Origin of the sequence: Rhizobium pisi, assembly GCF_003938655.1 — a bacterium.
GTDB classification, from domain to species: Bacteria; Pseudomonadota; Alphaproteobacteria; order Rhizobiales; family Rhizobiaceae; genus Rhizobium; species Rhizobium pisi.
Map to the genome: position 1 here is coordinate 1 of NZ_RJJT01000019.1, position 23,347 is coordinate 23,347.

General features: G+C 60.6%; 23 protein-coding genes. 5 read left to right on the forward strand and 18 right to left on the reverse strand.

Annotated features, from left to right (window positions below):
• From EFD55_RS23800 to EFD55_RS23820, 4 genes are all read right to left on the reverse strand, one after another.
• The coding region (locus EFD55_RS23800) for a porin (RefSeq protein ID WP_148102909.1) at positions 1–495 on the reverse strand (495 nt) is incomplete at its 3' end.
• A 682-nt stretch (positions 496–1,177) separates the two neighbouring features.
• Positions 1,178–1,666 carry an Lrp/AsnC family transcriptional regulator gene (locus EFD55_RS23810; protein WP_004678404.1) on the reverse strand — a complete coding sequence of 163 codons (489 nt, stop codon included), beginning with the start codon at positions 1,664–1,666 and terminating at the stop codon, positions 1,178–1,180.
• Positions 1,667–1,736: 70 nt separating this feature from the next.
• Positions 1,737–2,369 (reverse strand): uracil-DNA glycosylase family protein, encoded by a 633-nt coding sequence (locus tag EFD55_RS23815; RefSeq protein ID WP_125848029.1) that lies wholly within the window; start codon positions 2,367–2,369, stop codon positions 1,737–1,739.
• Between the two features lie 4 nt (positions 2,370–2,373).
• Positions 2,374–2,931 carry a thermonuclease family protein gene (locus EFD55_RS23820; protein WP_125848031.1) on the reverse strand — a complete coding sequence of 186 codons (558 nt, stop codon included), beginning with the start codon at positions 2,929–2,931 and terminating at the stop codon, positions 2,374–2,376.
• Positions 2,932–3,037: 106 nt separating this feature from the next.
• Between EFD55_RS23820 and EFD55_RS23825 the strand changes: the two genes are divergently transcribed.
• Positions 3,038–4,573, forward strand: a complete 1,536-nt coding sequence (locus tag EFD55_RS23825; protein WP_125848033.1) for a sensor histidine kinase — start codon at positions 3,038–3,040, stop codon at positions 4,571–4,573.
• A gap of 48 nt (positions 4,574–4,621) precedes the next feature.
• On the opposite strand, the gene EFD55_RS23830 is transcribed toward EFD55_RS23825, so the two are convergent.
• Together EFD55_RS23830 and cobT are read right to left on the reverse strand one after the other, a co-directional pair.
• A complete protein-coding gene (locus EFD55_RS23830) occupies positions 4,622–5,011 on the reverse strand; it encodes a diacylglycerol kinase (protein ID WP_125848035.1) in 390 nt (129 codons plus the stop codon).
• Positions 5,012–5,111: 100 nt separating this feature from the next.
• Positions 5,112–6,128 (reverse strand): nicotinate-nucleotide--dimethylbenzimidazole phosphoribosyltransferase, encoded by a 1,017-nt coding sequence (cobT, locus tag EFD55_RS23835; protein WP_125848037.1) that lies wholly within the window; start codon positions 6,126–6,128, stop codon positions 5,112–5,114.
• A 174-nt stretch (positions 6,129–6,302) separates the two neighbouring features.
• Between cobT and EFD55_RS23840 the strand changes: the two genes are divergently transcribed.
• The 3 genes from EFD55_RS23840 to EFD55_RS23850 are packed head-to-tail and all read left to right on the forward strand — an operon-like array spanning position 6,303 to position 8,020.
• Positions 6,303–7,085, forward strand: a complete 783-nt coding sequence (locus EFD55_RS23840; protein ID WP_125848039.1) for an adenosylcobinamide-GDP ribazoletransferase — start codon at positions 6,303–6,305, stop codon at positions 7,083–7,085.
• Positions 7,086–7,103: 18 nt separating this feature from the next.
• Positions 7,104–7,322 carry a DUF1289 domain-containing protein gene (locus tag EFD55_RS23845; protein ID WP_125848270.1) on the forward strand — a complete coding sequence of 73 codons (219 nt, stop codon included), beginning with the start codon at positions 7,104–7,106 and terminating at the stop codon, positions 7,320–7,322.
• Positions 7,319–8,020 (forward strand): TIGR02281 family clan AA aspartic protease, encoded by a 702-nt coding sequence (locus tag EFD55_RS23850; RefSeq protein ID WP_125848041.1) that lies wholly within the window; start codon positions 7,319–7,321, stop codon positions 8,018–8,020. The genes EFD55_RS23845 and EFD55_RS23850 overlap by 4 nt, the downstream gene beginning before the upstream one ends.
• 14 nt (positions 8,021–8,034) lie before the next feature.
• On the opposite strand, the gene EFD55_RS23855 is transcribed toward EFD55_RS23850, so the two are convergent.
• The 7 genes from EFD55_RS23855 to EFD55_RS23890 all read right to left on the reverse strand — a co-directional run bounded on the left by EFD55_RS23855 (position 8,035) and on the right by EFD55_RS23890 (position 16,430).
• A complete protein-coding gene (locus EFD55_RS23855; protein WP_125848043.1) occupies positions 8,035–9,309 on the reverse strand; it encodes an MFS transporter in 1,275 nt (424 codons plus the stop codon).
• Between the two features lie 397 nt (positions 9,310–9,706).
• Positions 9,707–10,429, reverse strand: a complete 723-nt coding sequence (locus tag EFD55_RS23865) for an aspartate/glutamate racemase family protein (RefSeq protein WP_165504826.1) — start codon at positions 10,427–10,429, stop codon at positions 9,707–9,709.
• A 45-nt stretch (positions 10,430–10,474) separates the two neighbouring features.
• Complete coding sequence (locus EFD55_RS23870; protein WP_125848049.1) at positions 10,475–11,707, reverse strand: MalY/PatB family protein; 1,233 nt, start codon at positions 11,705–11,707, stop codon at positions 10,475–10,477.
• Positions 11,708–11,864: 157 nt separating this feature from the next.
• Positions 11,865–13,004 carry an amino acid ABC transporter permease gene (locus tag EFD55_RS23875; protein ID WP_125848051.1) on the reverse strand — a complete coding sequence of 380 codons (1,140 nt, stop codon included), beginning with the start codon at positions 13,002–13,004 and terminating at the stop codon, positions 11,865–11,867.
• 1 nt (position 13,005) lies between these two features.
• A complete protein-coding gene (locus tag EFD55_RS23880) occupies positions 13,006–14,193 on the reverse strand; it encodes an amino acid ABC transporter permease (protein WP_125848272.1) in 1,188 nt (395 codons plus the stop codon).
• Positions 14,194–14,248: 55 nt separating this feature from the next.
• Positions 14,249–15,262, reverse strand: a complete 1,014-nt coding sequence (locus EFD55_RS23885; RefSeq protein WP_125848053.1) for an amino acid ABC transporter substrate-binding protein — start codon at positions 15,260–15,262, stop codon at positions 14,249–14,251.
• Between the two features lie 202 nt (positions 15,263–15,464).
• Entirely contained in the window at positions 15,465–16,430 is a 966-nt protein-coding gene (locus EFD55_RS23890; protein WP_125848055.1) for a LysR family transcriptional regulator, read from the reverse strand.
• 144 nt (positions 16,431–16,574) lie between these two features.
• Here EFD55_RS23890 and EFD55_RS23895 point away from each other — a divergent pair, with 144 nt between their 5' ends.
• Complete coding sequence (locus tag EFD55_RS23895; RefSeq protein ID WP_125848057.1) at positions 16,575–17,498, forward strand: LysR family transcriptional regulator; 924 nt, start codon at positions 16,575–16,577, stop codon at positions 17,496–17,498.
• Here EFD55_RS23895 and EFD55_RS23900 read toward each other — a convergent pair.
• The 5 genes from EFD55_RS23900 to mgrA form a co-directional block, all read right to left on the reverse strand.
• A complete protein-coding gene (locus EFD55_RS23900) occupies positions 17,461–18,198 on the reverse strand; it encodes an SDR family oxidoreductase (protein WP_125848059.1) in 738 nt (245 codons plus the stop codon). The two genes, EFD55_RS23895 and EFD55_RS23900, sit on opposite strands and share 38 nt — an antisense overlap.
• Positions 18,199–18,306: 108 nt before the next feature.
• Entirely contained in the window at positions 18,307–19,068 is a 762-nt protein-coding gene (locus EFD55_RS23905) for an ABC transporter permease (protein ID WP_125848061.1), read from the reverse strand.
• Entirely contained in the window at positions 19,065–19,991 is a 927-nt protein-coding gene (locus EFD55_RS23910; RefSeq protein ID WP_125848063.1) for an ABC transporter ATP-binding protein, read from the reverse strand. The genes EFD55_RS23905 and EFD55_RS23910 overlap by 4 nt, the downstream gene beginning before the upstream one ends.
• A gap of 536 nt (positions 19,992–20,527) precedes the next feature.
• A complete protein-coding gene (locus tag EFD55_RS23915) occupies positions 20,528–22,141 on the reverse strand; it encodes a glycoside hydrolase family 43 protein (RefSeq protein WP_125848065.1) in 1,614 nt (537 codons plus the stop codon).
• A 97-nt stretch (positions 22,142–22,238) separates the two neighbouring features.
• Positions 22,239–23,270, reverse strand: a complete 1,032-nt coding sequence (mgrA, locus tag EFD55_RS23920; RefSeq protein WP_125848067.1) for an L-glyceraldehyde 3-phosphate reductase — start codon at positions 23,268–23,270, stop codon at positions 22,239–22,241.
• Between the last annotated feature and the right edge of the window lie 77 nt (positions 23,271–23,347).

Consider the following 23,347-nt stretch of genomic DNA (forward strand, 5'->3'; position numbering starts at 1 on the left):
TTCATACTGATAGCGGATGGAGTTGTGCAGCGTTTCGACCGAACCGATGTCATCGGTTTCACCCGAGAGGCCATCGTCCCACCAGCTGTAGAACAGACCAGCGCGGAAGCCCGCGATGTCGAGATAAGCGGAGTCGAGCTTGGCTTCCTGAGTCGACGCATTGTCAGCATTGAACTGCATGACGATGACGCCGGTCAGCGGACCATACTCGGTGTCGCTCTTGGCCGTGAACTGAACCTGACCGCGGGTCACTGCATCCCAGTCAGAATCGCCGCCGACGTCTTCGCCAACGTTAACCTGGAAACGGATGTAGCCTTCGATCTTGAGGCAGGTTTCGGTGCCCGGGATGTAGAAGTAGCCGGTGCCGTAAGCGTCGCAGACGCGAACATATTCAACCGGTTCCGGCTCAGCAGCAACAATAGCGTCAGCTGCAAGAACCGGCGTCGATGCAGCAAATGCTGCTGCTGATGCTAGCAAAACCATTCTGATGTTCATTTACCAATCCATTCCTTTGTCGATCGGGGCTAGCTTCCAATCGGGTAGTCGATTTGAAGCCGGCCCAGTTTGAACAGCCATCTCGGCGTGCGGATCGATCGAACCGCCAAACCGTCATCACATACAAGGCGCTATCAAGCAATTCTCGATACACGCCAGACGGGCCTCCCAAGGCAACTTTACCCGACGCCGTGATTTTTATACAACAATATCAGAGAATTACGCAGAAAACACAACAAACGGCTCCGCGACGGAAATCCTCCATCGCAAGCCGCAACCGCTACACCCATCATCGAATTCTTCACCGTTCGAACCCTGTCGAACACATTGGTGAAGTTCATAAGTTCTACCGCCGGCTAATGAACACAAGCAAGGCGGCGGTTTGGAACATGGTGTTCTAATTTCGGTACCAATGAGACAAAATGATGACATAGCGCCCACTGGTTCTACGCAACATACGCCCGCAATTGTTATCAGGCTATATATTTTTCCAGGATTTCGCCGCGATTGGCGCATTTTTTTGCTGTTTTTGGGGCTTTTCTAGACCGAGGCGGCATATTTCACCCCTCAGCGTGGCAACGTCGGGCGGCATTCCCGCTTGTCATGGGAATGCCGCACGCGATGCTACTCTTCGTCCGATCGTGCTCTCACGCGCCTGGGCAAGCAGGCCGCACGTCGAGACTCAGTCTTCGTTGGACTTGGCGTTCTCAAGGATCATGTAGTCGAGCGGCAACTGAGTCGAATACTTGATCTGCTCCATCGCAAAGGCGGAGGAGACGTCACGAATCTCGATCTTGGCGATCATCCGCTTGTAGAAGGCATCATAGGCGGCGATGTCCGGCACGACGACTCGCAGGAGATAATCGACATCGCCGCTCATCCGGTAGAATTCGACCACTTCGGGGAATTCGGCGACCACCTCGGAAAAGCGCCGCAGCCATTCGATCGAATGGGTCGCTGTGCGAATCGACACGAAAACAGTGACCTTGGTGTTGACCTTCTCCGGATCGAGGATAGCGACTCGACGCTTGATGACGCCGTCTTCCTCCATCTTCTGAATGCGCCGCCAGCACGGCGTCGTCGAAAGCCCGACTTTCTTGGCGAGATCGGCAACGGCAAGGGTCGAGTCTTCTTGCAGCAGACGTAGTATTTTGCGGTCGAGGCGGTCCATGCGCACAACAGTCCTTTCGAATTATTTTTCTTTGTATAACGCGATTCCGCACGACGAAAAGAATTTTGTTTCAGAAAAGCAGCATTCTTGTGCGTTCCCGCAAGACCGGGAGCAACTCTTCCTCAAACCACGGATTGCGCTTCAGCCAGCCGCTGTTGCGCCAGCTCGGATGCGGCAGCGGCAGCACCGCCGGCGACCGGTTGGAAAGAAGGCTGTCGCGCCATGCCCGCACCGTCTCCGTCATGTTGTCCCGCCTGGCGCCAGCCATATGCCAGGCCTGCGCATATTGGCCGATGACCAGCACCAGCTCGATCTGCGGCATGGCCGAAATCACCCTTTGCCGCCAGAACGGCGCACATTCGCGCCGCGGCGGCAGATCCGCGCCCTTGTCGTCGTAGCCAGGAAAGCAGAAGCCCATCGGCACGATGGCGAATCGGTCGCGGTCGTAGAAACTTACCCTGTCAACGCCGAGCCATGATCGCAACCGGTCGCCGGAAGCGTCGTCGAACGGAAGACCGCTCTCGTGCACCCGAAGTCCCGGCGCCTGCCCGGCGATCAGGATGCGCGCGCTCGACGAGATCACGGCCACCGGCCGCGGCTCGTGTGGCAGTCGATTCTCCGGGCCTCTTGCCGGCGTGTCACGACAGATGCGGCATAACGCGATCTCCCGCCGCAGCGCCTCCAGCATCGCTTCGTCGATCATGTCTCTATTCCCATCCGGCAACCTGCCTGAGGAAGAGCAGGGTGTGGTCGAAACCGGAACCCGCGCGCGCATGGTCGCGCACATCTCGCGGCCGCTCGAAAGTTCCGGCCCAAAGCCCTGCCTTCTCAGCTCTCGCCTCGGCCTCCTCCTGGCCATATCCACCATAGGAGATGGCCATGCCCCGGCGCACCATGGCGGCATTAATGTCTACGCCTGTCCCGCTCCGGCAGACGACGAGCAACCTGTCGTAGCGGTCGCGCTGGCTGCCCTCACATAATGTTCCCGATCCCAGCACCATGCCCTGGAGCGTCTCGCGCGCCATCCGCCCGCAGGCCCAGGCCTTCCCGTCCCGCTCGCAGCTTTGGTTGAGCTCCGGCGCATCGATGCCTTCGAGGCGCAAACGATCTGCTCCGGATGTCAGGCTGTCTCCGTCGGCAGCGCGGAAGGCGCCGGCATACTTGATTTTATCGGCATCGTTGAGCTTGGCGGCGATCAGCGCGGCCAGCGCCAGCAAGGCAAAGGCAGTCACGCCGTCGCGAATCAGGCGCAGGCCCCGTGTCACGCTTTTGCCTCCTTAAAAAACAAATCCTTGGCAAAGATGGCAAACATCTTCTTAAGAATTGTCGGTTAAGCTCTTATCCACCCTGGGATGAAGTTTCAACGTGCACATGAGTACCGGCGTAAGCACATCGACCGACAAGATTATCGTCGACAAGTCGCGCAGCCACCGCAACAAGGCCGTTTCCAAGGCTGTGCGGCAGACGCGCGAACGTCTTCAGTCTGGTCATGCGTCCAATTCCTCCTTCGACCGCGATGTACTTAAGATGTACGTGACGTCGGTGCTGCAGGGCGCGACGATCATGCCGCTCTTCGTCGTCATCATCACCGCACTCGGCGTTTACTTCACCCAGAACACGCAATTGCTCTTCTGGGCGCTGCTGACGCTCACCTGCCACGCCGGCAACATCCTGCTTGCCCGGCGCGCCCGCAGGCAGGAAATCACCGCCGAAAGCGCCCGCAGATGGCGCCGCCTGCTGCTCTTCGGCCAGTTCCTGCTCGGCTGCTGCTGGGCGATCTTTGCGCTGCAGGGCTGCGACACCTGCGAGCCGTCGAGCTTCATTCTTTATAAGGGCGCGACGCTGTTGATCGCGCTCTCCGTCACGGCGATGTCGAACTTCATGCTGACACCGTCCGTGCTCGTCGCCTTCTCTCCGGCGGTTCTGGCGCTCGGCGCCAAGAGCGGCCTGTCGCGCGACCTTCTCGAAATCAGCCTGACGGCGGTCTTCACCACCACCGTCGTCTTCTTCAGCTATATCAGCGACCGGCTCTTCAAGTCGAACCTCATGATCCTCTCCTACCAGTCGGAAAAGGACGATCTGATCGCCGAGCTGGAAGTGGCGAAATCCATGTCGGACGAGGCTCGCCGTCGCGCCGAAGAGGCAAACCTCGCCAAATCCCGCTTCCTCGCCTCCATGTCCCACGAGCTCAGAACCCCGCTCAACGCCATCCTCGGTTTCTCCGAGGTAATGTCGGCCGAAGTGTTGGGGCCGCTCGCCAATCCGACCTACAAGGAATATGCCGGCGACATTCATCGCTCCGGCCAGCATCTGCTCGATCTCATCAACGAGATCCTCGACCTCTCGCGCATCGAAGCCGGCAAATACGAGCTGAGCGAAGAAGCGATCTCGCTTCTCGATATCACCGAGGATTGCATCGGCATGGTCCAGCTGCGCGCCCGCGCCAAGAACATAGCCATTTCGGATCAGTTCGAACGGCAGTTGCCCGCCATCTGGGCGGACGAGAAGTCCATGCGCCAGGTGGTGCTCAATCTCCTCTCCAACGCCGTCAAGTTCACGCCGCAGGGCGGAGAGATCCATGTCAAGGTCGGCTGGACCGCCGGCGGCGGACAATATATCTCCATCAAGGACAACGGCCCCGGCATTCCGGAAGACGAGATTCCGGTGGTGCTGTCGGCCTTCGGTCAGGGTTCGATCGCCATCAAGAGCGCCGAACAGGGCACGGGCCTCGGCCTGCCGATCGTCCAGGCGATCCTTGCCAAGCATGATGGGCAATTTCTGCTGAAATCGAAGCTGCGCGAAGGCACCGAGGTCATTGCCATCCTGCCGGCGAAGCGCGTGCTCCAGAGCCTGCCGGCCGTGGAAGAAGCACATGCGGTCGCCCGCAAGCGCCGGAGCTTTGCCTGATTCAGCTACAGCATGATGCCGAAAAGTGGGAGCGGTTTTCGGACAACATCATGCGGTTCCAAAGAACAGATGCTTGCCGAGAACGAAGCCGAGATAAAGGCAGCAGGCGGCAATCATGCAGGTCACCGCGAAGGAACCGAGATCCTTGGCATGTTTGCCGACGATTGAAATCTCCGGCGAAATCCGGTCGATCACCTCTTCGACGGCGGTATTCATCGCCTCCATCGAAAAGAGCCCGAGAAACAGGAGCACCGCGACGATGATCTCGCCGGCACTCGCCCCCACCAGCGCCAGCGCCGCGAGCGAAACGACGAAGAAGCCAAGCTCCTGGCGGAAGGCCGCCTCTTTCAGCACGCGCAAGAAGCCCGCCCAGGAATAGCTGGCAGCGGCGATGAAATGCCGAAGTCCGGTCTCTTTCGTCACCGCAGGCTTCGTCAAGGCGTCCCTCTCCTCTTTGATGAGCGAATACGCAAATACAAAATCAGGCTGAGCGGCGCAAGCCGATCCGCTCGCGGCCGGCGCAGCACGCCAGCCGCTCTCAATGCTTGTTGGCCACACCCGCCTGGGCAAACGTCGCCATGCCGGAATGACAAGCGGCGGCCGCCTTGACGATGCCGGCGGCCAGCGCCGCGCCGGTGCCTTCGCCGAGCCGCATGCCGAGCGCCAGTAGCGGCGTCTTGCCGAGCATCTCGATCGAGCGCAGATGCGCAGGTTCCGCAGAGACGTGGCCGATCAGGCAATGGTCGAGCGCCGACGGATTGGCGGCTTTCAGGATCGCCGCTGCCGCAGTTGCGACGTAGCCGTCGATCAGCACCGGAATGCGTTCCATGCGCGCGGCGAGGATAGCGCCGGCCATTGCCGCGATCTCGCGGCCGCCGAGCCGGCGCATGATTTCGAGGGGATCGTCGAGATGGTCGCTGTGCAGTTCTACCGCTCTTTCCACCGCCGCGATCTTGCGCTCCAGCATCTCGCCTTCCGAGCCGGTGCCGGGGCCGACCCAGTCACGCGCCGAACCGCCGTAGAGCGCATAGTTGATCGCCGCGGCGATCGTCGTGTTGCCGATGCCCATCTCGCCGATGCAGAGCAGGTCGGTGCCGCCGGCGATCGCCTCCATGCCGAAGGCCATGGTCGCGGCGCAATCGCGCTCGGAAAGCGCCGCCTCTTCGGTGATGTCGCCTGTGGGATAATCGAGCGCCAGATCGAAAACCTTCAGCCCGAGATCGTAGGCGACGCAGATCTGATTGATCGCGGCACCGCCGGCCGCGAAATTCTCGACCATCTGCTGCGTGACAGCGGGCGGAAAGGGCGTGATCCCCTGCTTGGTGACGCCGTGATTGCCGGCGAAGATCGCCACAAGCGGCCGGTTGACGGCAGGTGTGCGGCCCGTCCAGGCGGCGAGCCAAAAGGCGATTTCCTCAAGCCGTCCGAGCGCGCCCGGCGGCTTGGTCAGTTGCGCGTCGCGTTCGCGCGCGGCCACCAGCGCACGGGCATCCGGCCCCGGCAGGTCGCGGAGCAGGGTACGGAAATCGTCGAACGGCAGGCCTGAAACGCTCATCTGTGCGGTTTTCCTATGAATCCAGGTATTCTTGTTTTCTCGCAAACCACTTGTTTGCGTCGCGCAAATCAGCTTCTTTGCGGTGGCAACTCTCTTAAAGCCGCCGGACGAGGCGAACAACACCAAAAGCGCCGCCGCGACCATAAGCCGAGGCCTCCGGCAGAACGAAGCAGAATGAAGATCAAGGACTATGCGGTTGATACCGCCCGCGCCGTCGCCTTCTTGAGCCGTATTCCCATGCCTCAATCGATGTTTACGGGCTATGACGGCAGGCTTGGCCGGCTGGTGCGCGCATTTCCTTTCGCCGGTATCGTCATCGGCTTTGTCCCCGGCCTCGCCCTCCTCCTGCTTTTGAGCCTGCGCGCCGATCCGCTGATGGCGGCGCTGATCGCGCTTTCCATCCAGGCCCTCGTCACCGGCGCGCTGCACGAGGACGGCCTTGCCGATACGGCCGACGGCATCGGCGGCGGCAAGAGCCGCGCGCAGGCCCTCATTATCATGAAGGACAGCCGGATCGGCACCTATGGCGCGATAGCGCTGATCCTCTCCTTCGCGATCCGGGCCGCCGCGCTTTCCGCCCTCGCCCGCCACTCCTCGCCGCTCGCCGCAGCCCTCGCCGTCCCGGCCGTCGCGGCGCTGAGCCGCGGCGCCATCGCCTGGCACTGGCAGCGGCTGCCGGCGGCAAAGCTCGATGGCGTGGCCGCCTCCACGGGCCAGCCCGACGAGGCGGCGATGCAGTTTGCGCTCGTTGCAGCCTGCCTCCTCGCAGCGCTCCTGATCGGGCCGGCATTCGGGCTGCAGCCGCTCGTCGCAAGCCTGCTCGCCACCGGCGTCGCCGCGGTCGCCTTCACAGCCTTCATCCGCCGCAAGCTTGCCGGCCACACCGGCGACACGCTAGGCGCGACGCAACAGATTTGCGAGATCGCCGCCGTCTGCGCCCTTGCCACAGCTCTTTGAAACTCCGATATGTCTACCATGCAAACACCGTGCATTCACGTCTGCTCCATGGAGCCCTCCTCCGGATTTTGCGCCGGATGCGGACGGACTCTCCAGGAAATCGGCGGTTGGATGAGTTTTTCCGACGCCGAGCGCCAGCGGATCATGACGCTGCTCCCGGCAAGGCTGGCAGGCGTGGTCACGGTGTCAAACCACGCAAAGGCGAATTTCGCCGGCGGGCCGGAGCGGCCTTTATGATCCGTCTCATCATCCTTCTCGTCGTGATCGGCATCGGCCTTGCCGCACTGATCATCAACGATGACAGCGGCCGTATCCTCGGCCTGCGGAGCGACGAGTTCGGCCGCGCCATCTATCTGCTGCCGATCGCGCTGATGCTGTCGGCCGGCATCTGGGGAAGCCGGCGCAATGTCGGTGAGACAATGCGCCAGATGATGATCTGGCTGGTCATCATCCTCGCGCTCGTCACCGTCTACCTCTACCGCCAGGAGGCGCTCGGCGTCGGCAACCGGCTGCTTGCCGGCCTCGTTCCCGGCCGGGCCGTCGTCGTCACGACAAGCGGGGGCGGCCAGGAAATCATCCTTCACAAGCTGCTGAACGGCCATTTCGAAGCCGACGTCAGCGTCAACGGCCAGACGATTGAAATGCTCGTCGACACCGGCTCCAGCATGGTGGCGCTCTCGCAGGAAGATGCCAAGCGGATCGGCATCGACCTCTCCCACCTCACCTATTCCATGACCGTGATGACCGCCAATGGTCGCGGCCGCGCAGCTCCGGTCACGCTCGACCAGGTGGCGATCGGCCCTATCGTCCGCAACAATGTCGCAGCCAGCGTCGCCGAGGACGGCAGGCTCGATCAGAGCCTGCTTGGCATGAGCTTCCTGGAAACCCTCGGCTCCCTGCAGATGCAGACTGACGAACTCCGCATTCGCGATTGAGGCCGCGGCCCGCCTCACCCGCTTTCGGCGGGTTCTCCATCAGGAAGCCGGCCCGCGAGCCGCCGGTCGATAAGAGCTGTAAATAACGCTGCCGACAAGGCAAGCGATGCCGATGTCAACAACATCAGGAAGAGGCTCGGGATTGCGCCCGCCTCCCGCAGAAACAGTCCCGCAATCGAGGCAATCAACGCGCCGCCGGCGATCGACATCGCGGCGGCAAGGCCTGCAGCCGTGCCTGCGAGATTGGCGCGAACGGACATGACACCCAGATTGGCGGCGGGAAAGGTCAATCCGTTGCCAATGCCGATGAAGATGCACGGTCCGAAAAACGCCAGGACATGCGTAACGCCTGACATCGAGAGCACCAGCCCCAGCAACAAACCCATGCACGTCGATAGGCGCGCAATGACGAGGGTCATGCCGAGCGATTTGCCGGTGAAACGAGCGGCGAGGTAGCTGCCCAGAATGAACCCCGCGGGCACCATTCCCATGAAGAAGCCCAGTTTCGCACTCGATCCGCCGAGCGAACTGCCGACCGCCAACGATGCGCCGCCGAGGAAGATGTAAAGTGTGCCCATGGAACAGGCCATGCACAGCGCATAACCCCAGAACCGCGCCGAGCTGAGCAACTGCCCATAGGAGACGAAGTAGTTACCCCGCGGCTTCGGCATATGCCCGGAAGTTTCCTTCAACTCGCGCATGGATATGGCGAGGATGGCCGCGCCGAGCAACGCAAGGGTAACGAAGATCGCCCGCCACGCGAACATTTCGTCCAGGACGCCGCCGAAGGTGGGACCGAGCATGGGGGCAATCGCCCATCCCATGGCGGCGTAGCCGATCCTGCTGGCAGCCTGGCGTTCGCCCGCCGTCTCCTTGATAACGACGAGAGCAACACAGAAGCAGGCCGCGATAGGGGCTTGCATCACGCGAAACAGAAGGAAAATGCCGATATTGGGCGCAAGGGCGCAACCGATGGAGGCGACGATGAAAATCGAGACGGCTGTCAGCGCGACCGGTCTGCGCCCATATCGATCCGACATAGCGCCCGCGATGATTTCCGTCAGGGCGCTGACGATCGCATAGCCCGCAATCGAAAGGTTGACGAGTGCGAAATCGGCCCGGAATGCGACCGCGATGTTTGGCAGCGCGGGCAGATATATGTTGACCGGCAGCACGGAGAGTGCGGTCAGCAGAAGGAGAATCGAGCGTCGGGGAGCCGCCGTCGAAGGCGCGGCCGCTTCCCCGGTCATGCGGCCGGCAGAAGTCTGAACGGAATTATCGCGAGTCATGATCTTGCCCGTCTTGTCAGCGAGATGGTGTGGGAAATCCGACGGGGGCGAAGCGCAAATTCAGGGCACAAAAAAAGCCCCGTCAGGAGCTTGATTGACCGCGCATGGGGCTGATCGCCGAATGGTTACACCATCTTGCCCATGCGCCCTATCACCACGACAAGAACCATTGCGATCTTCATGACCGCTACAGCTAGACGGATATCTCCATCTCGTCAACGTGCGGTTTCAGCGCTCGTTGCAATACAAGTCCACGAAGTCAGGCCGCGGGAACGTCTGCGCGATACGGCTTTACGGCAGGTCGACATGGTCAAGCTCGCCGCCGGCACCCTCCTCATCCTGTCGGGCGCCCTCCTGGTCAGCAGTGCCTGACGGAATGCGCATGGCTGGCTGAACGTCAGGCTGTCCGCCTGTCGAGCAGGGTGCAAAGTGCACGAGACAGTCCCACAGGAGTTTGTGGCGATGGTTGCACGGCCTTTGAATGGCCTGCGCTTCTGCCCATTTCAACAGCCTTCCTGATCGCGATGCGGTGCGGATCGAGGACAGGAACCTCTGATGTCGCGATCACCTCCGGAAGGATTCCGATCAGCCCTGCCCCGCCAAGTACGATTCGGCTGGCTCCGATCTCCGCAGCCGTGGCGGCAAGAAACTTCGCGATTGAGCGGCCGTCGTCGAGATGCTCGACGGATCGTATGCCTGCGATTTTATCGCTGATCCCAAGCCGCTGAACCAATTCACCCAACATCTCGCACCACAGGCTTCCCTTTGTGGCAACGAGCGTCGTGCCCGGCTCCGCCGCGGCAGCTTGCAGTCCTGCTTCGGCGAAACCGACGACCGGAAGGCCGGTCAGCTCGCAGAGCGCTTCCCTTCCGGGGTCGCCAAAGCAGGCCAAAAGAATCGCATCCGGCCTGAATTGATCGACGATGAATTTGGCGGCCGCGTCGAGAACGGCGTGCGCGGCGATCGCAACCCCGCTCCGCGTCGAGATATAGTCGAATCCATAGTCTGAAGTAACGACATGGACCTCGGCCGTCGCGCCGACCTCGTCTCGCACGAGAGCGTCGATTTTCTGGCTCATGCGTGTCGACGTGTTCGGATTAATCACAAGCAAACGGGCCATTGAACCCTCCATGTTTATTCCGGGAATGAGCGGGGAATTGTCGCGCTATAGGGATCTGAGCGCGCTTGTCATCCGTTCCAGCGCTTGCGCAAGGACCGATCGCGGGCAACCGACATTGAGGCGAATGAAGCCCTCTCCACCGGGTCCATAGACACGCCCATCATAGAGATTGACACCTGCCCGCTCGACGAAGAAGCGGTGCACCCCGTCCACTCTCGCATCCAGTTCCCGTGCATCCAACCACACCAGGAAGGATGCGTCCGGCCGCATCGGAAGGACACCTGGCAGTCCACTTGCCGCAACGTCGCAGACGAGGCGCACGTTCTCGCGCACATAGGGTGTCAGGGCCTCAAGCCATGGGTCGCCCGAGGTATATGCGATCTCCAGGGCCAATCGCCCGAAGTAGTTCGCGTTCAGCATGAACGACGCCTGCATCACCTGAAACAATTCCTCGCGACGTTTCGGATCGGCAACGGAAAGCGTCGCGGCTGGCACGCCAGCCAGATTGAATGTTTTGGTGGGGGCCGTGCAGATGAAGGATCTCGCCGCCGCCCCGTCACTGATCGAGGAGTAGACAATGTGCGGTCGGTCGTTCAGCCGAATATCGCAATGAATGTCGTCGGAGATGACCAGAATGCCGTATCGCTCGCAGAGAGCGTCGAGACACTCAAGTTCCTCTCGCGTCCAGGCCTTCCCTGCCGGATTATGGGGGTTGCACAGCAGGAATGCCCGTGCGCCACTCGCGGCCTGGCGTTCAAAATCGTCCAGGTCCAGTTCATAGGCACCGTTCACAAGCTTGAGGCGGTTGATAAGAAGGTTCCTGCCATTATCCCTGATGACCTGGAAATATGGCGAATAGACCGGAGCCTGCACGATCACGCCGTCGCCAGGTTGGGTAAATGTGCGCAGAATGGCCGCTACCGAAGGCATGATTGCCGGGGCAGGAAGGAGCGTTTCAACACCCACGCTCCAACCATGACGCCGCTCGAACCACGATTTCACGATGTCGTAATGGGCCGGATCACGCTTGGTATAGCCGTAGATCCCATGGTCGACGGCCTCCCGAAGCCGCGCAATCACCGGCTCCGGTGCGCGGAAATCCATATCGGCCGTCCATAAAGACACCAATCCGTCGCCTTGCACGCGGGGAGAAAATTCGTCCCATTGGTTGGCCCATTTCGCAGATCCGAACTGGCTGCGATCATGGATGGTGTCAAAGCTCCGCTCTTCCGCGGCCAGCTTCCCGGCCGCCGGTACACTTGTCTCAGAGTATGTCATTGCTTCAGTTTCCTAGTAGAAATTCACCATGAACCACCGCGAGCAGGCAGCTGCCACCGCAGGATCCGCCGCAAGAATTGCTGCAATCGCTCTCAACGGGGACTGTTCTGACCCCGCCGGCTGGCGTGTGTTTTGGATTGTTCAACATCGACTTTTCCTATGATTTGTGGCCGCGCGCGAGGTGACGTTCCACCGAATGGGAGTACCGGGACATCCCGAAGCAGAAGATCCAGTAGAGGATCGCGGCGAACAGATAACCGGTTGACGAGATGGTCGGACCGGCCCAGTTTGGATCGATACGGGCGGTTTCGACCGCGCGCAGGAAGTCTGCGATGCCGACGATTGCGACGAGTGTCGTATCCTTGAAAAGCCCGATGAACGTCGAAACGATACCGGGAATGACGATCGTGAGCGCCTGGGGCAGGATGATGAGCCTCATCATCGTGAAATATCCGATGCCGAGGGCCTGAGCCCCTTCATATTGCCCTTTGGGCATGGCCTGCAGTCCGGCTCGAACCACTTCCGCCATGTAGGCCGCCGAAAACAGCGCAGTGCCGATCATTGGCCGCAGAAGTCTGTCCGGCGTCAGCGCCTCGGGCACGAACAGCGGCATCATGAAGTTCGCCATGAAGAGCACGGTGATGAACGGTACGCCCCGGACAACCTCGATATAGAAGACACAAACGGCCTTGATGATCGGGAGCTCGGAGCGTCTGCCGAGTGCGAGAACGATGCCGATCGGCAGCGAAAACACGATCCCGACGACCGACATCAGGAGCGTGATCATCATCCCGCCCCAGAGCGTTGTGTCTATGACAGGCAGACCGATCGTTTCGACGCCGCGAAGCAGCACAAACGCCGCAATCGGGTAGATTCCGAAGAACAGCACCGCCGCCATGTTCCGACGCGGGGCATTCCGCCACAGGAGCCAGCAGACCAGGGCAGCGCCCATCACCTGCGTTAAGTCAACGCGCCAGCGCTCGGATGCCGGATAGGCTCCGTACCGGAGATAGTTCAGCTTGGCGCTGATGAAGGACCAGCACGCGCCGTCAGGATTGGCGCGGCAAGTCTCGCTGTCGCCGCTCCACACCGCCTTGATCAGCGCAAAGCCGACGAACTGGGAAATGAGCCATATCGCCAGCGCAGTGAAGCACACCGTCAAAAAGCATGAGAACGGACTTGAGAACAGATTCTCTCGCGCCCAGGATATGGGACCAGGCCGGATGCCCGCCGGCGGGGGAACGGCCGGAAGGTATTCGTATCGATATGTAGCCGCAGCAGGAAGAGTGTCGTTCATCTCATCTCTCCACGAGCGCGAAATACTGGTTGAAGGTGTTCATTGCGGCCGATGTGATCAGGGAAATGACCAGGTAGGCCGCAAGCGTTATGGCCATCACCTGGACTGCCGCGCCCGTTTGATTGAGAACCGATCCGGCAAAGACCTGAACCAGGTCCGGGTAGCCAATGAAGACGGCGAGCGATGAGTTCTTGATCAGGTTCAGGTATTGGCTGGTCAAGGGCGGGATGATGATCCGCAAAGCTTGCGGAACGATCACCAGGCGCAGCGTCTTGCCGTGCGAAAGACCGAGTGCGTGGGCCGCCTCTGTTTGCCCTTTGGAGACGGCCTGGATGCCGAAGCGGACGATCTCGGCGATAAATGACGCCGTGTAAACGGAAAGGCCGATCAGCAGCGCTGCGAATTCAGGATAAATCTGCTGGCCGCCGCGGAAATTGAAGCCCTTCAACTCCGGATAGGAGAAGGTCCACGGGCGACCCGCTGCCAGAGAGGCAAGCAGCGGCAACCCGATGAGAACAACGATGGCGACCCGCAGGACCGGAAGTTGGCGGCCGGTTCGCTTCTGGACGGTCCGGGCGTAGGCGCCAAATGCAACGGCGCCAGCGACCGCGGCAAAGATTGCCGCTCCCACCCAGCCGGCCCCCGCCTGAAACTCGACCGCGGGCATGATGATCCCGCGGTTGTTGAGGTAGATTCCTCCCGGGATGGAGATCGATGCCTTCGGAGCCGGCAGCGGCTTGAGGACCGCGTTGTACCAGAACAGGAGTTGAAGCAGCAGCGGGATATTTCTAACGACCTCGACATAGGAGGTCGCGACCTTGGCGGCGATCCAGTTGTTGGAAAGGCGTGAAATGCCAATCAGGAAACCGATGATCGTGGCAAGCACGATGCCAAAAGCGCTGACCAGCAGCGTGTTCGCAACGCCCACCCAAAATGCCTGTCCATAGGTGGAGAGCGTGTCGTAGGGGATGAGCGTCTGACTGATTTGGAAGCCTGCCGTTTGCTTCCAGAAATCAAAAGTAAGGGGAATGCCGCGCTGTTTCATGTTGGAAACAGTCTGGGTTGTAACTCCCGCGACAATCACCATCAAGCTGACAGCCAGTGCGGTCTGGTAGGCGATTCCACGAACTTTTTTGTCGTAGACCGAGAAGGTGCTGCGCACAGGCGCAGGCTGAGAAATGTCAACCATCCGTTCCTCCCAACAGGAAGGAGGCCGCGCTCCTCGCGACGGCCTCCCCGTCTTATCAACGGATGGGCGGCGCGTACTGGAGGCCGCCGGCGTTCCAGAGCGCATTCACCCCACGTTCTATCTTCAAGGGGGAGTCCTTGCCGATCGAACGCTCGAAAATCTCGGAATAATTGCCGACCTGCTTGATGATGTCCTGAGACCAGGTCTCTCCGAGCCCGATGTCCTTGCTGAAGCTTCCTTCAACGCCCAGCAGGCGGCGGATGTTCGGATTGTCGGAATTCTTCATTTCGTCGACATTCTTCGAGCTGACGCTGAACTCTTCCGCGGCGACCATGACATAGAGCGTCCACTTGGCGATGTTCAGCCACTGATCATCGCCTTGCCGGACCGCCGGCCCCAGCGGCTCCTTCGAAATGATCTCGGGAAGCACGACATTCTCGTCAGGCTTCGCCATGCGGATACGCGCAGCGTTCAGGCTCGAAGTGTCGGCGGATAAAACGTCGCAACGCCCTTCTTCATAGGCCTTGATGACAGCCTCTTCATCCGCGAAACCGACAGCGCTGTAGGTCATGCCGTTGGTGCGGAAGTAGTCGGCGAGGTTCAACTCTGCGGTGGTTCCTTGTGAAACGCAGATCGATGCGCCATCCAGACCCTTGGCAGACTGAATATTTTCCGACTTGCGGACCATAAAACCTTGGCCGTCGTAGAAATAAGTGCCTGCGAAAAGGATGCCGAGCGAGGTGTCGCGCGAGGACGTCCATGTCGCATTGTGCGCCAGGATGTCGATCTCGCCGGACTGGAGCGCGGTGAACCGATCCTTGGCGTTGAGCGGGATAAATTTAACCTTCGTGGCATCTCCGAGGACGCCCGCGGCAACCGCGCGGCAGTAATCGACGACGAAGCCTGTCCATTTCCCGTCATTGTCAGGAATGCTGAAACCGGCCGTTGCCGGATTGGTCCCGCAGGTCAGGACACCTTTTGCCTTGACGTCGTCCAATGTTCCCGCCCAGACGGTGGACGCATAAGCGGCGAGTGCCGCGCCAAGAACGCCGGTCATTAATTTTCGCATGGAAGGATCCCCTTTTTTTGAAATTTGCAAAAGGAGGGTGGTTCGCGACCCATTAATTTGTCAAATTGATTATCATCATTCACTTTATGAACAGAATTCATTACCCGTTTTACAAGCTATAGCTTGAAACAAACGAAGTGCATTCACCGGACGACGATGGTAATTCCATAGAACAAATCAGATAAATTGCCAAAACAACAAATTAGACGATCACGTCTTTTGCCAATATTACTTCATTCTTTCTGATTTGAGCGGCGTGATATAATTCTGTTATTAAGCGACGCAGCCAAAGGACGCCCTGATCGCCAGCCATTTGCCGATGCATCACGAGATTTGCACTGACGGAAGAAATGGGAATGGGAGGCGAGAGAAGCGTCACCTCGCTTGCTTCATCGAGCATTTGAAAAATGCTGTCGCCGCAATGGGTGATAAGGTCGGTCCCTCTGAGCACCCAAGGCATCACGAGATAATTCGAGATGGTGGCTACCACCTTTCGCTTGAGGCCGCGCTCTCTAAGTGCACCATCGGCCAAACCTTCGGACTGACCATCGGCGGAAATCTGAAGGTGAGAAGCCGCAAGATATGTCTCCAGACTTAACGGGCTTCTGGCGATCGGGCTGCCGCTCCAAACGGCACAGAGCATCCTGTCCTGTCCAAGTTCTATTTTAGTCAGATTGGGGTCATCCTTGAGATTTGCGCCCGTTAAAGTGCAATCGACCTGTCGGAAATAATCCGTGCTTTCGGCCTCGACCCGGTTAGCCGGTATGACATTGAGCGTGGCATGCGGCGCCTGCTTTGAGAATTCGCGAATGAGGCCCGGGATGAAAATCATCGCATGATAATCGGTAAGCCCGACGCGAAACTTTCGCTCGGTCGTCGCAGGATCAAAGATCCTGTACCGCCCGATCGACGCGCGAATCTTTCCGAGAGCATCGGATAAATCCCCGACGAGCTCCAGTGCGCGAGGCGTTGGCCTCATCAATCCGCCGTCACGCGTAAAGAGTTCGTCCTTGAAAAGGATGCGCAATTTGGCAAGTGAGTGACTGACTGCCGATTGGGTCCGCCCCAGATGATCCGCAGCGCGCGTCACGCTCCTCTCCTGCATCAGCACATCGAAGACGCGCAGGAGATTGAGGTCAACCTCGTCTGAGGACATCGCGAACTCCATGAAAATGGCTCATGGAATTCATCGAAGCATGCCGTGTGGCGCATGACAAGAAGATACCGCCGTCGATGCTCCCCACGTTGCCGTCCGATCCGCTTTGTTGATAGTCTTCATCAAGGCCGCGTCCCGGCATAGCGGAATCCCGACATGAACCCACGACAATTGAAGACATTCCTCGCGGTCATCAGACACGGAAATCTCACGCGCGCCGCCGCCGAGGTCAATCTCGCCCAGTCGAGCCTCAGCGACCAGATCCAGGTGCTGGAAGAAGAGCTCGGCACCGAACTCTTCCTGCGCTCCCGACAGGGCGTTGCCCTGACACCGGCAGGCGCGACGCTGAAGACCTATGCGGAAGAGATCCTGGCGCTGAACGACGAGGCAAAGGCTGCCGTCCGTGCGGCCGCCGGCAGCATCGGACAATCCATCACCTTGGGCACGCTCGAAACCATCGCTTCCCAAAGGCTCGCCCCTTGGCTGTCGCTCCTTGGCAAGGAGAACCCGGACATCGGACTGAAGCTCAGGATCGGCGGCAGCGGCGAATTGCTCGGGCAACTGCAAGACGGCTCGATCGATGTCGCCTTCACCTTCGATCGCGGCCAGCAGGATGAGCGCTTCGCCATGCGCCGGATCTCCAGCGAGCCGCTGGTGCTGATCGCCGGCCGCGATTCGCAAGCCCGGCCGGTCGAAAGCCTCGCCGCGCTGGCCAGCATCCCCTTCGTCGCGACGGAAACCGGTTGCGTCTATCGCCACCTGTTTAATACAGCCTTTGCCGAAGCGGGCATGGTGGCGCCGCCCGTCGTGACGGAAGCCGACAGCATCGCGACGATCATCAGCCTGGTTGCCTCAGGCGCGGGCTATGGCCTCGTTCCGCGCCTTGCGGTCTCGTCATGTCAGTTGCTGGGGAATGTCGTCGAACTGCCATGGCCGGGCGAACCGCCAGCCGCCTCGCTGGTGATGATGTGGCGGCGCCGGCGCGTGCAGCCGCCGGCACTCGCTCTCGTGCTGCAATCGGCAAGCCAGCACCTTTCGCCGATCAGATCAGCCGATGCCCGCCTTCAACGTGCAGGATAGTGCCCGTGGTGAAGCCGTTGCCGATCAGGAAGCGGATCGCATCGGCAATATCCTCCGGCTTGCCGACGCGGCCGGCAGGCAGGCGCTCGGCCATCGCATCCATCGTCGCCTGTTTGGCGTCGCCGGCAACGAGGCTCCAGATCGGCGTATCCACCCATCCCGGCGATACGGCATTGATACGGATCGGCGCGAGTTCGACCGCAAGCGCCCTGACGAGGCCCTCGAGCGCGGCATTGACGGCTGCGACCACCGATCCGCGCGCTGCCGGCCGATAGGCCGCAATCCCTGAGGTAAAGGTGATCGATCCCGACAGCGGCAGATGGGCGGCGCCATGCTTCGCTAGGAGCAGCGGCCCGTAGATCTTGCTCTCGACCACCCGTTGCGCCGCCGCAAGTTCGAGCGAGGGCAGCAGCTGATAGGCCCCTTCGATATCGGCCGCAGTGCTGACGATATGGTCCATCGGACCGCTGGTTCGAAACAGTGCGACGACTTCCTCCTCCCGCGATATATCGACGGCGCGCGTTTCAAGTTTCGGATGGTCGGCGAGGTGGTGGCGGGCCGCGGCGAGCCTGTCTTTGCTGCGTCCCGCAATCGTCACCGACGCCCCCTCCTCCAGCAGGCGCATGGCAAGCGCCAGCCCCATGCCGGAACTGCCGCCGACGATCAACACATTCGCATCTTCGATCCTGATAGCTGTCATCTTGCATCTCCATTTGGAATGAGAGAGCAGATGCCGCAGGCCGAAGCGGAAAAAAATCGGAAGAAATCGATGGCATCATCGGATTTTCCGATGATGGCGCTCAAGCGGTCAGTTTCGCAGACGGTAACCGGTCTTGAAGATCCAGCCGAGCGTCCCCAGGCAGATCGCCAGGAACCCCGTAATCATCGCCAGGCTGATCGCGGGATTGACGTCGGCGATTCCGTAAAAACTCCATCGGAAGCCGCTGACGAGATAGAGCACCGGGTTGAGGTGGCTGACCGCCTGCCAGAAGGGCGGCAGCATGCTGACCGAATAGAAGCTGCCGCCGAGGAAGGTCAGCGGCGGCACGACCAGCATGGGAATGAGGTTCAGCTGCTCGAAATTGCCGGCCCAGATGCCGATCATGAAGCCGAACAGGCTGAAGGTGACCGCCGTCAGCAGGAAGAACAGGATCATCATGAAGGGATGCTCGATCCGGACCTCGACGAAGAGATTGGCCGTCAGGAGAATGATGAAGCCGATGATCACGCCCTTGGTCGCGGCTGCCCCGACATAACCGAGCAGGATCTCCGTCATCGCCACCGGCGCGGAAAGCACCTCATAGATCGTGCCGGTGAATTTCGGGAAATAGATGCCGAAGGAGCCGTTGCTGATGCACTGGCCGAGCAGCGTCAGCATGATGAGGCCGGGTGTGATGAAGGCGCCGTAGGACACGCCATCGACTTCCTGGATGCGTGAGCCGACGGCCGCGCCGAACACGATGAAATAGAGCGAGGTCGAGATGACGGGCGAGATGACGCTCTGCAGCAGCGTGCGGCGCGTGCGCGCCATCTCGAAGAAATAGATCGATTTGACCGCCTCGAAGTTCATTTGTCCGCTCCCACCAGCGCCACGAAGATATCTTCGAGCGAGCTCTGCCGCGTCGAGAGATCCTTGAAATGAATATTGTTCTCGCCGAGCCGCGTCAGTAGGGCAGCGATACTTTCCTGCTCGTTGTCGGCGTCGAAATCGTAGGTCAGCCGGTTGCCGCCGGCTTCCAGCGTCAGCCCGTTGCCGGCAAAACAGTCCGGCAGGCGGCCGAGCGGTTCGTTGAGATCGAGAATGAGCTGCTTGCGACCCAGCTTGGCCATCAGCGCCTTCTTGTCATCGACGAGCAACAGTTCGCCGCCGTTGATAACGCCGACGCGATCGGCGATTTCCTCGGCCTCTTCGATATAATGGGTGGTCAGGATGATGGTGACGCCGGAGGCCCGAAGCTCTTCGACCACATGCCACATGTCCTTGCGCAGCGTCACGTCGACGCCAGCTGTGGGTTCGTCGAGGAAAAGAATATCCGGCTGATGCGAGAGAGCCTTGGCGATCAGCACGCGCCGCTTCATGCCGCCGGAGAGCTGACGCAGCATATTGTCCTTCTTGTCCCACAGCGAGAGCGCGCGCAGCACCTTCTCAATATGAGCGGGATTGGCCTTCTTGCCATGCAGCCCTCGGGAAAAACTCACCGTGTTGAAAACCGTCTCGAACTGGTCCGTCGTCAGCTCTTGCGGCACCAGCCCGATCATCCCGCGGGTCGCGCGAAACTCCTTCACGACGTCGTGGCCGTCGACCAGCACCTTCCCGCCGCTCGGATTGGCGATGCCGCAGATGATCGAGATCAGCGTCGTCTTACCGGCGCCGTTCGGCCCGAGCAGTGCCAGGATCTCGCCCTTTTCGACGTCGAGGTTGATGCCTTTCAGGGCCACGAACCCGTTGGCATAGGTCTTGGTGAGGTTCTGGACGGAAATAATGGGGGCCATGTGGGCTCTTGCGGATTCCAAAGGTGATTTCGCCCCGGTATATAAGCCCTTTGCGACGCTTTGACATCCTGTGGGGCGTGAACACAGCATTCACGCCTAGCTAACACAGTTGTCAGAGGCGCCGCCGCTGCTGCCGGCGACACTCATTTTTCAACGAGATTGGAGGAGCAAGCGCGCCTCCCGGCGCGGTCGAAATGGCCGGCATCCCACGTCTTTGCGGCCGGCCTTCCCTTGGTGAAAAGAAAGGTAGTGGCCGGTTTCGGATGTCATCATCCGGTGATATTCATGCCCGATAAGGGAGCCGAGGCAAGCACCGGCATCCGCCCCGCCGCCCATCCCTTTGCGGAGCCGTCCTCGGGTGTTCTCGTTGCGCCCCATTTTCGCTGCCTCGGCATGTAGTGAAAGTTATTGTCAGTCACCAAGTGCTTGGAACCGGCCAGTATCCCCTGTCCAGCCGCGTTCGTCTCAGCCGGCCTCCGTGCCGGCTTTCTTTTTTGTCGTCGCGAGCAGGGGGCATCCGTAGCAGATGCCCACCCTCACAATTCGTCATAAGCAAACCAGTCGAAATCCGCGACCTTCCCGCGCCCCGATGTATCGAAGGCAAACATGCCCGCAAAAGCGCCGGTGAAGGAGCCATGTTCGCCACGCCCGCCCTCGTCGGAGATCACCCCGGCGTCGAGGACCGGGCCGATTGGCTGCCAGGCGCCCTTGCCTTCCGTCTGCCAGAAGAATTGCAGGTCGTTCTCGCGGATTTCCATGGCAAGCTGGACGCGGCCCTCGGCGGCGATCGCCACTCCGCCGTCGACGGGAAAGCTCAGGCGTCCGTTCGGATAATCGCCATTGCAGGAGAGGATGGTGACGCAGCGGCCCAGCGTTTCGTGCAGCGTCACGGCAACCGCATGGAACTTATGGCGGTTGTAGTAATGCGTCAGTCCCGCGACCTGCTGATAGGTGTCGGGCGAGAATTCGACCACCGCCTCGGCGCGAAAACTGTGATGTTCCTGCCGGCGGGCGACCAGCGCCTGTTCGAACCAGGAGCCGATGCTTTCGCGCCCGATCAGGCGCAGATGGCCGGAACGGTCCGTCAGGTTGAAAATGCGGGCAGGTTCGGGCGTGCGCAGCCACTGGAAGTCGGCGGGCAGCTTGGCTCCATCGAAGCTGTATTCGCTGCGCATCGGCTTTTCCACCGGCGCCGCGCCGAAGAGGCCGGGCACCTCGACATCGGGCACCGAAGTGCCGTTTTCCAGATAGAGCCAATCGTCGTCGCGCCAGACGCATTTCTGCAAGGAGGTCTCGCGCCCCAGCGTGCAGCGCCGCTTCGGCGGCAGCGGTCGGCCGCAGAGATGGGTGTGATATGCCTGGCCATCTGACGTCTCGACGTACTGGCCGTGCCCTGCCCGCTGCAGAATTGCGCCCGGATGATCCTTGGAGGTGATGAGGTGCATGTTCGGATGCATCTCATAGGGGCCTTCGATGCTGCGCGAGCGCGCCATGGTGACGGCGTGGTCGTAGCCGGTGCCGCCCTCGGCGGTCGTCAGATAATACCAGCCGTTGCGCTTGAAGAGATGCGGCCCCTCGACGAGGCCGAGCGGGCTGCCGGCGAAGATGTTGCGGATCGGACCTTTCAACGCCTTCGTCGCCGGATCCCATTCCTGCAGCAGGATGCCGTCGAAAGCGGGCGATTTTGGCGAGCCGCCGAAGCTCTCGGTGCGGTGGTTCCATTGCATGTTGACGAACCACTTGCGGCCGTCGTCGTCGTGGAACAGCGAGGGATCGAAGCCCGAGGAATTGACATAGACGGGCTCGGACCATTCGCCCTCGATCGAGGGTGAAGTCACGATGTAATTATGGGCATCCTTGAAATTGCCGTCGAAGCGTTTGACGTCGGTATAAACAAGCCAGAACTGCCCGTCGGCATGGGAAAGACACGGGGCCCAGATGCCGCAGCTATCGGGATTGCCGCGCATGTCGAGCTGCGATCTCCGCTCCAGCGGCCGGCGCACCAGCGTCCAGTTCACCAGGTCGCGCGAATGGTGGATCTGGACGCCGGGATACCATTCGAAAGTCGAGGTGGCGATGTAATAGTCATCGCCGACGCGGCAGATAGACGGATCGGGATTGAACCCCGGCAGGATGGGATTGCGGATCATGAGAGCGGCCTCCTCCGATTGGCGGGCTATTTGCTGCACGTACATCAAATTATAGCAGAAAAGAGCCCGGGAGGCTTTCCTCCCGGGCCTGATGTGATTATGCGCGTTCGGCCGACTTGGCCCAGAGATTGATGTCGGCCTCGCGGGCGTAGACATCAATCTCGGCAAGCTCCTCGGCAGTGAAATCGAGATTATCCAGCGCCTTGACGCAATCGACGATCTGCGATGAGCGGCTGGCGCCGATCAGCGCCGAGGTCACGCGGCCACCGCGCAGCACCCAGGCGATCGCCATCTGCGCCAGCGTCTGGCCGCGCCTTTCGGCAATCCCGTTGAGCTTCTTGATATTGTCGATGATCGAGGGGCGGATGAAGTCGCGCTTCAGGAAGTGGTTCTGCGCCGCACGGCTGTCCTCTGGAATGCCGGCGAGGTACTTCGTCGTCAACATGCCCTGGGCGAGCGGCGAGAACACGATCGAGCCCATGCCGACGTCGTCGAGCGTATCGAGCAGCTTGTCGTCCTCGACCCAGCGGTTGAGCATGGAATAGCTCGGCTGGTGGATCAGGCAGGGCGTGCCGAGTTCCCTGAGGATGGCGGCGGCTTCGCGGCTGCGCTGCGAATTATAGGAGGAGATGCCGACATAGAGCGCCCGGCCGGAGCGGACGATGTGGTCGAGCGCGCCGCAGGTCTCTTCCAGCGGCGTCTCCGGGTCGAAACGATGCGAATAGAAGATGTCGACATAATCGAGGCCCATGCGCTTCAGGCTCTGGTCGCAGGAGGCAATCAGATACTTGCGGCTGCCCCATTCGCCATAGGGTCCCGGCCACATGTCGTAGCCGGCTTTCGAAGAGATGATCAGCTCGTCGCGGAGCCCGGAAAACTCGGTGCGCAGGATTTCGCCGAAGGCCGTCTCGGCGCTGCCTGGAGGCGGGCCGTAGTTGTTGGCGAGATCGAAGTGGGTGATGCCAAGGTCGAAGGCCGTGCGGCACATGTCGATCTTGCGGTCATGCGACGTGTCGCCACCGAAATTGTGCCAGAGGCCGAGGGAGACGGCCGGCAGCTTCAGGCCGGAACGACCGGTACGGTTATATTTCATTTTCGAATAGCGGTCTGCGGCCGGTTGCCAGCTCATGAAACTCTCCTTCGTATAATATCCGTGTAGTCGTTATGCGACGTCCGGGCTTAAGACAGCGTCGGCGCCTGCCCCTC

Bases quoted from the DNA above. Each gene is read 5' to 3' on its own strand.
- EFD55_RS23810 (WP_004678404.1), bottom strand. From the start codon at position 1,666: ATGGACCGCCTCGACCGCAAAATACTACGTCTGCTGCAAGAAGACTCG.
- EFD55_RS23815 (WP_125848029.1), bottom strand. From the start codon at position 2,369: ATGATCGACGAAGCGATGCTGGAGGCGCTGCGGCGGGAGATCGCGTTA.
- EFD55_RS23825 (WP_125848033.1), top strand. From the start codon at position 3,038: ATGAGTACCGGCGTAAGCACATCGACCGACAAGATTATCGTCGACAAG.
- cobT (WP_125848037.1), bottom strand. From the start codon at position 6,128: ATGAGCGTTTCAGGCCTGCCGTTCGACGATTTCCGTACCCTGCTCCGC.
- EFD55_RS23840 (WP_125848039.1), top strand. From the start codon at position 6,303: ATGAAGATCAAGGACTATGCGGTTGATACCGCCCGCGCCGTCGCCTTC.
- EFD55_RS23845 (WP_125848270.1), top strand. From the start codon at position 7,104: ATGCAAACACCGTGCATTCACGTCTGCTCCATGGAGCCCTCCTCCGGA.
- EFD55_RS23850 (WP_125848041.1), top strand. From the start codon at position 7,319: ATGATCCGTCTCATCATCCTTCTCGTCGTGATCGGCATCGGCCTTGCC.
- EFD55_RS23855 (WP_125848043.1), bottom strand. From the start codon at position 9,309: ATGACTCGCGATAATTCCGTTCAGACTTCTGCCGGCCGCATGACCGGG.
- EFD55_RS23865 (WP_165504826.1), bottom strand. From the start codon at position 10,429: ATGGCCCGTTTGCTTGTGATTAATCCGAACACGTCGACACGCATGAGC.
- EFD55_RS23870 (WP_125848049.1), bottom strand. From the start codon at position 11,707: ATGACATACTCTGAGACAAGTGTACCGGCGGCCGGGAAGCTGGCCGCG.
- EFD55_RS23875 (WP_125848051.1), bottom strand. From the start codon at position 13,004: ATGAACGACACTCTTCCTGCTGCGGCTACATATCGATACGAATACCTT.
- EFD55_RS23880 (WP_125848272.1), bottom strand. From the start codon at position 14,193: ATGGTTGACATTTCTCAGCCTGCGCCTGTGCGCAGCACCTTCTCGGTC.
- EFD55_RS23885 (WP_125848053.1), bottom strand. From the start codon at position 15,262: ATGCGAAAATTAATGACCGGCGTTCTTGGCGCGGCACTCGCCGCTTAT.
- EFD55_RS23890 (WP_125848055.1), bottom strand. From the start codon at position 16,430: ATGGAGTTCGCGATGTCCTCAGACGAGGTTGACCTCAATCTCCTGCGC.
- EFD55_RS23895 (WP_125848057.1), top strand. From the start codon at position 16,575: ATGAACCCACGACAATTGAAGACATTCCTCGCGGTCATCAGACACGGA.
- EFD55_RS23900 (WP_125848059.1), bottom strand. From the start codon at position 18,198: ATGACAGCTATCAGGATCGAAGATGCGAATGTGTTGATCGTCGGCGGC.
- EFD55_RS23905 (WP_125848061.1), bottom strand. From the start codon at position 19,068: ATGAACTTCGAGGCGGTCAAATCGATCTATTTCTTCGAGATGGCGCGC.
- EFD55_RS23910 (WP_125848063.1), bottom strand. From the start codon at position 19,991: ATGGCCCCCATTATTTCCGTCCAGAACCTCACCAAGACCTATGCCAAC.
- EFD55_RS23915 (WP_125848065.1), bottom strand. From the start codon at position 22,141: ATGATCCGCAATCCCATCCTGCCGGGGTTCAATCCCGATCCGTCTATC.
- mgrA (WP_125848067.1), bottom strand. From the start codon at position 23,270: ATGAGCTGGCAACCGGCCGCAGACCGCTATTCGAAAATGAAATATAAC.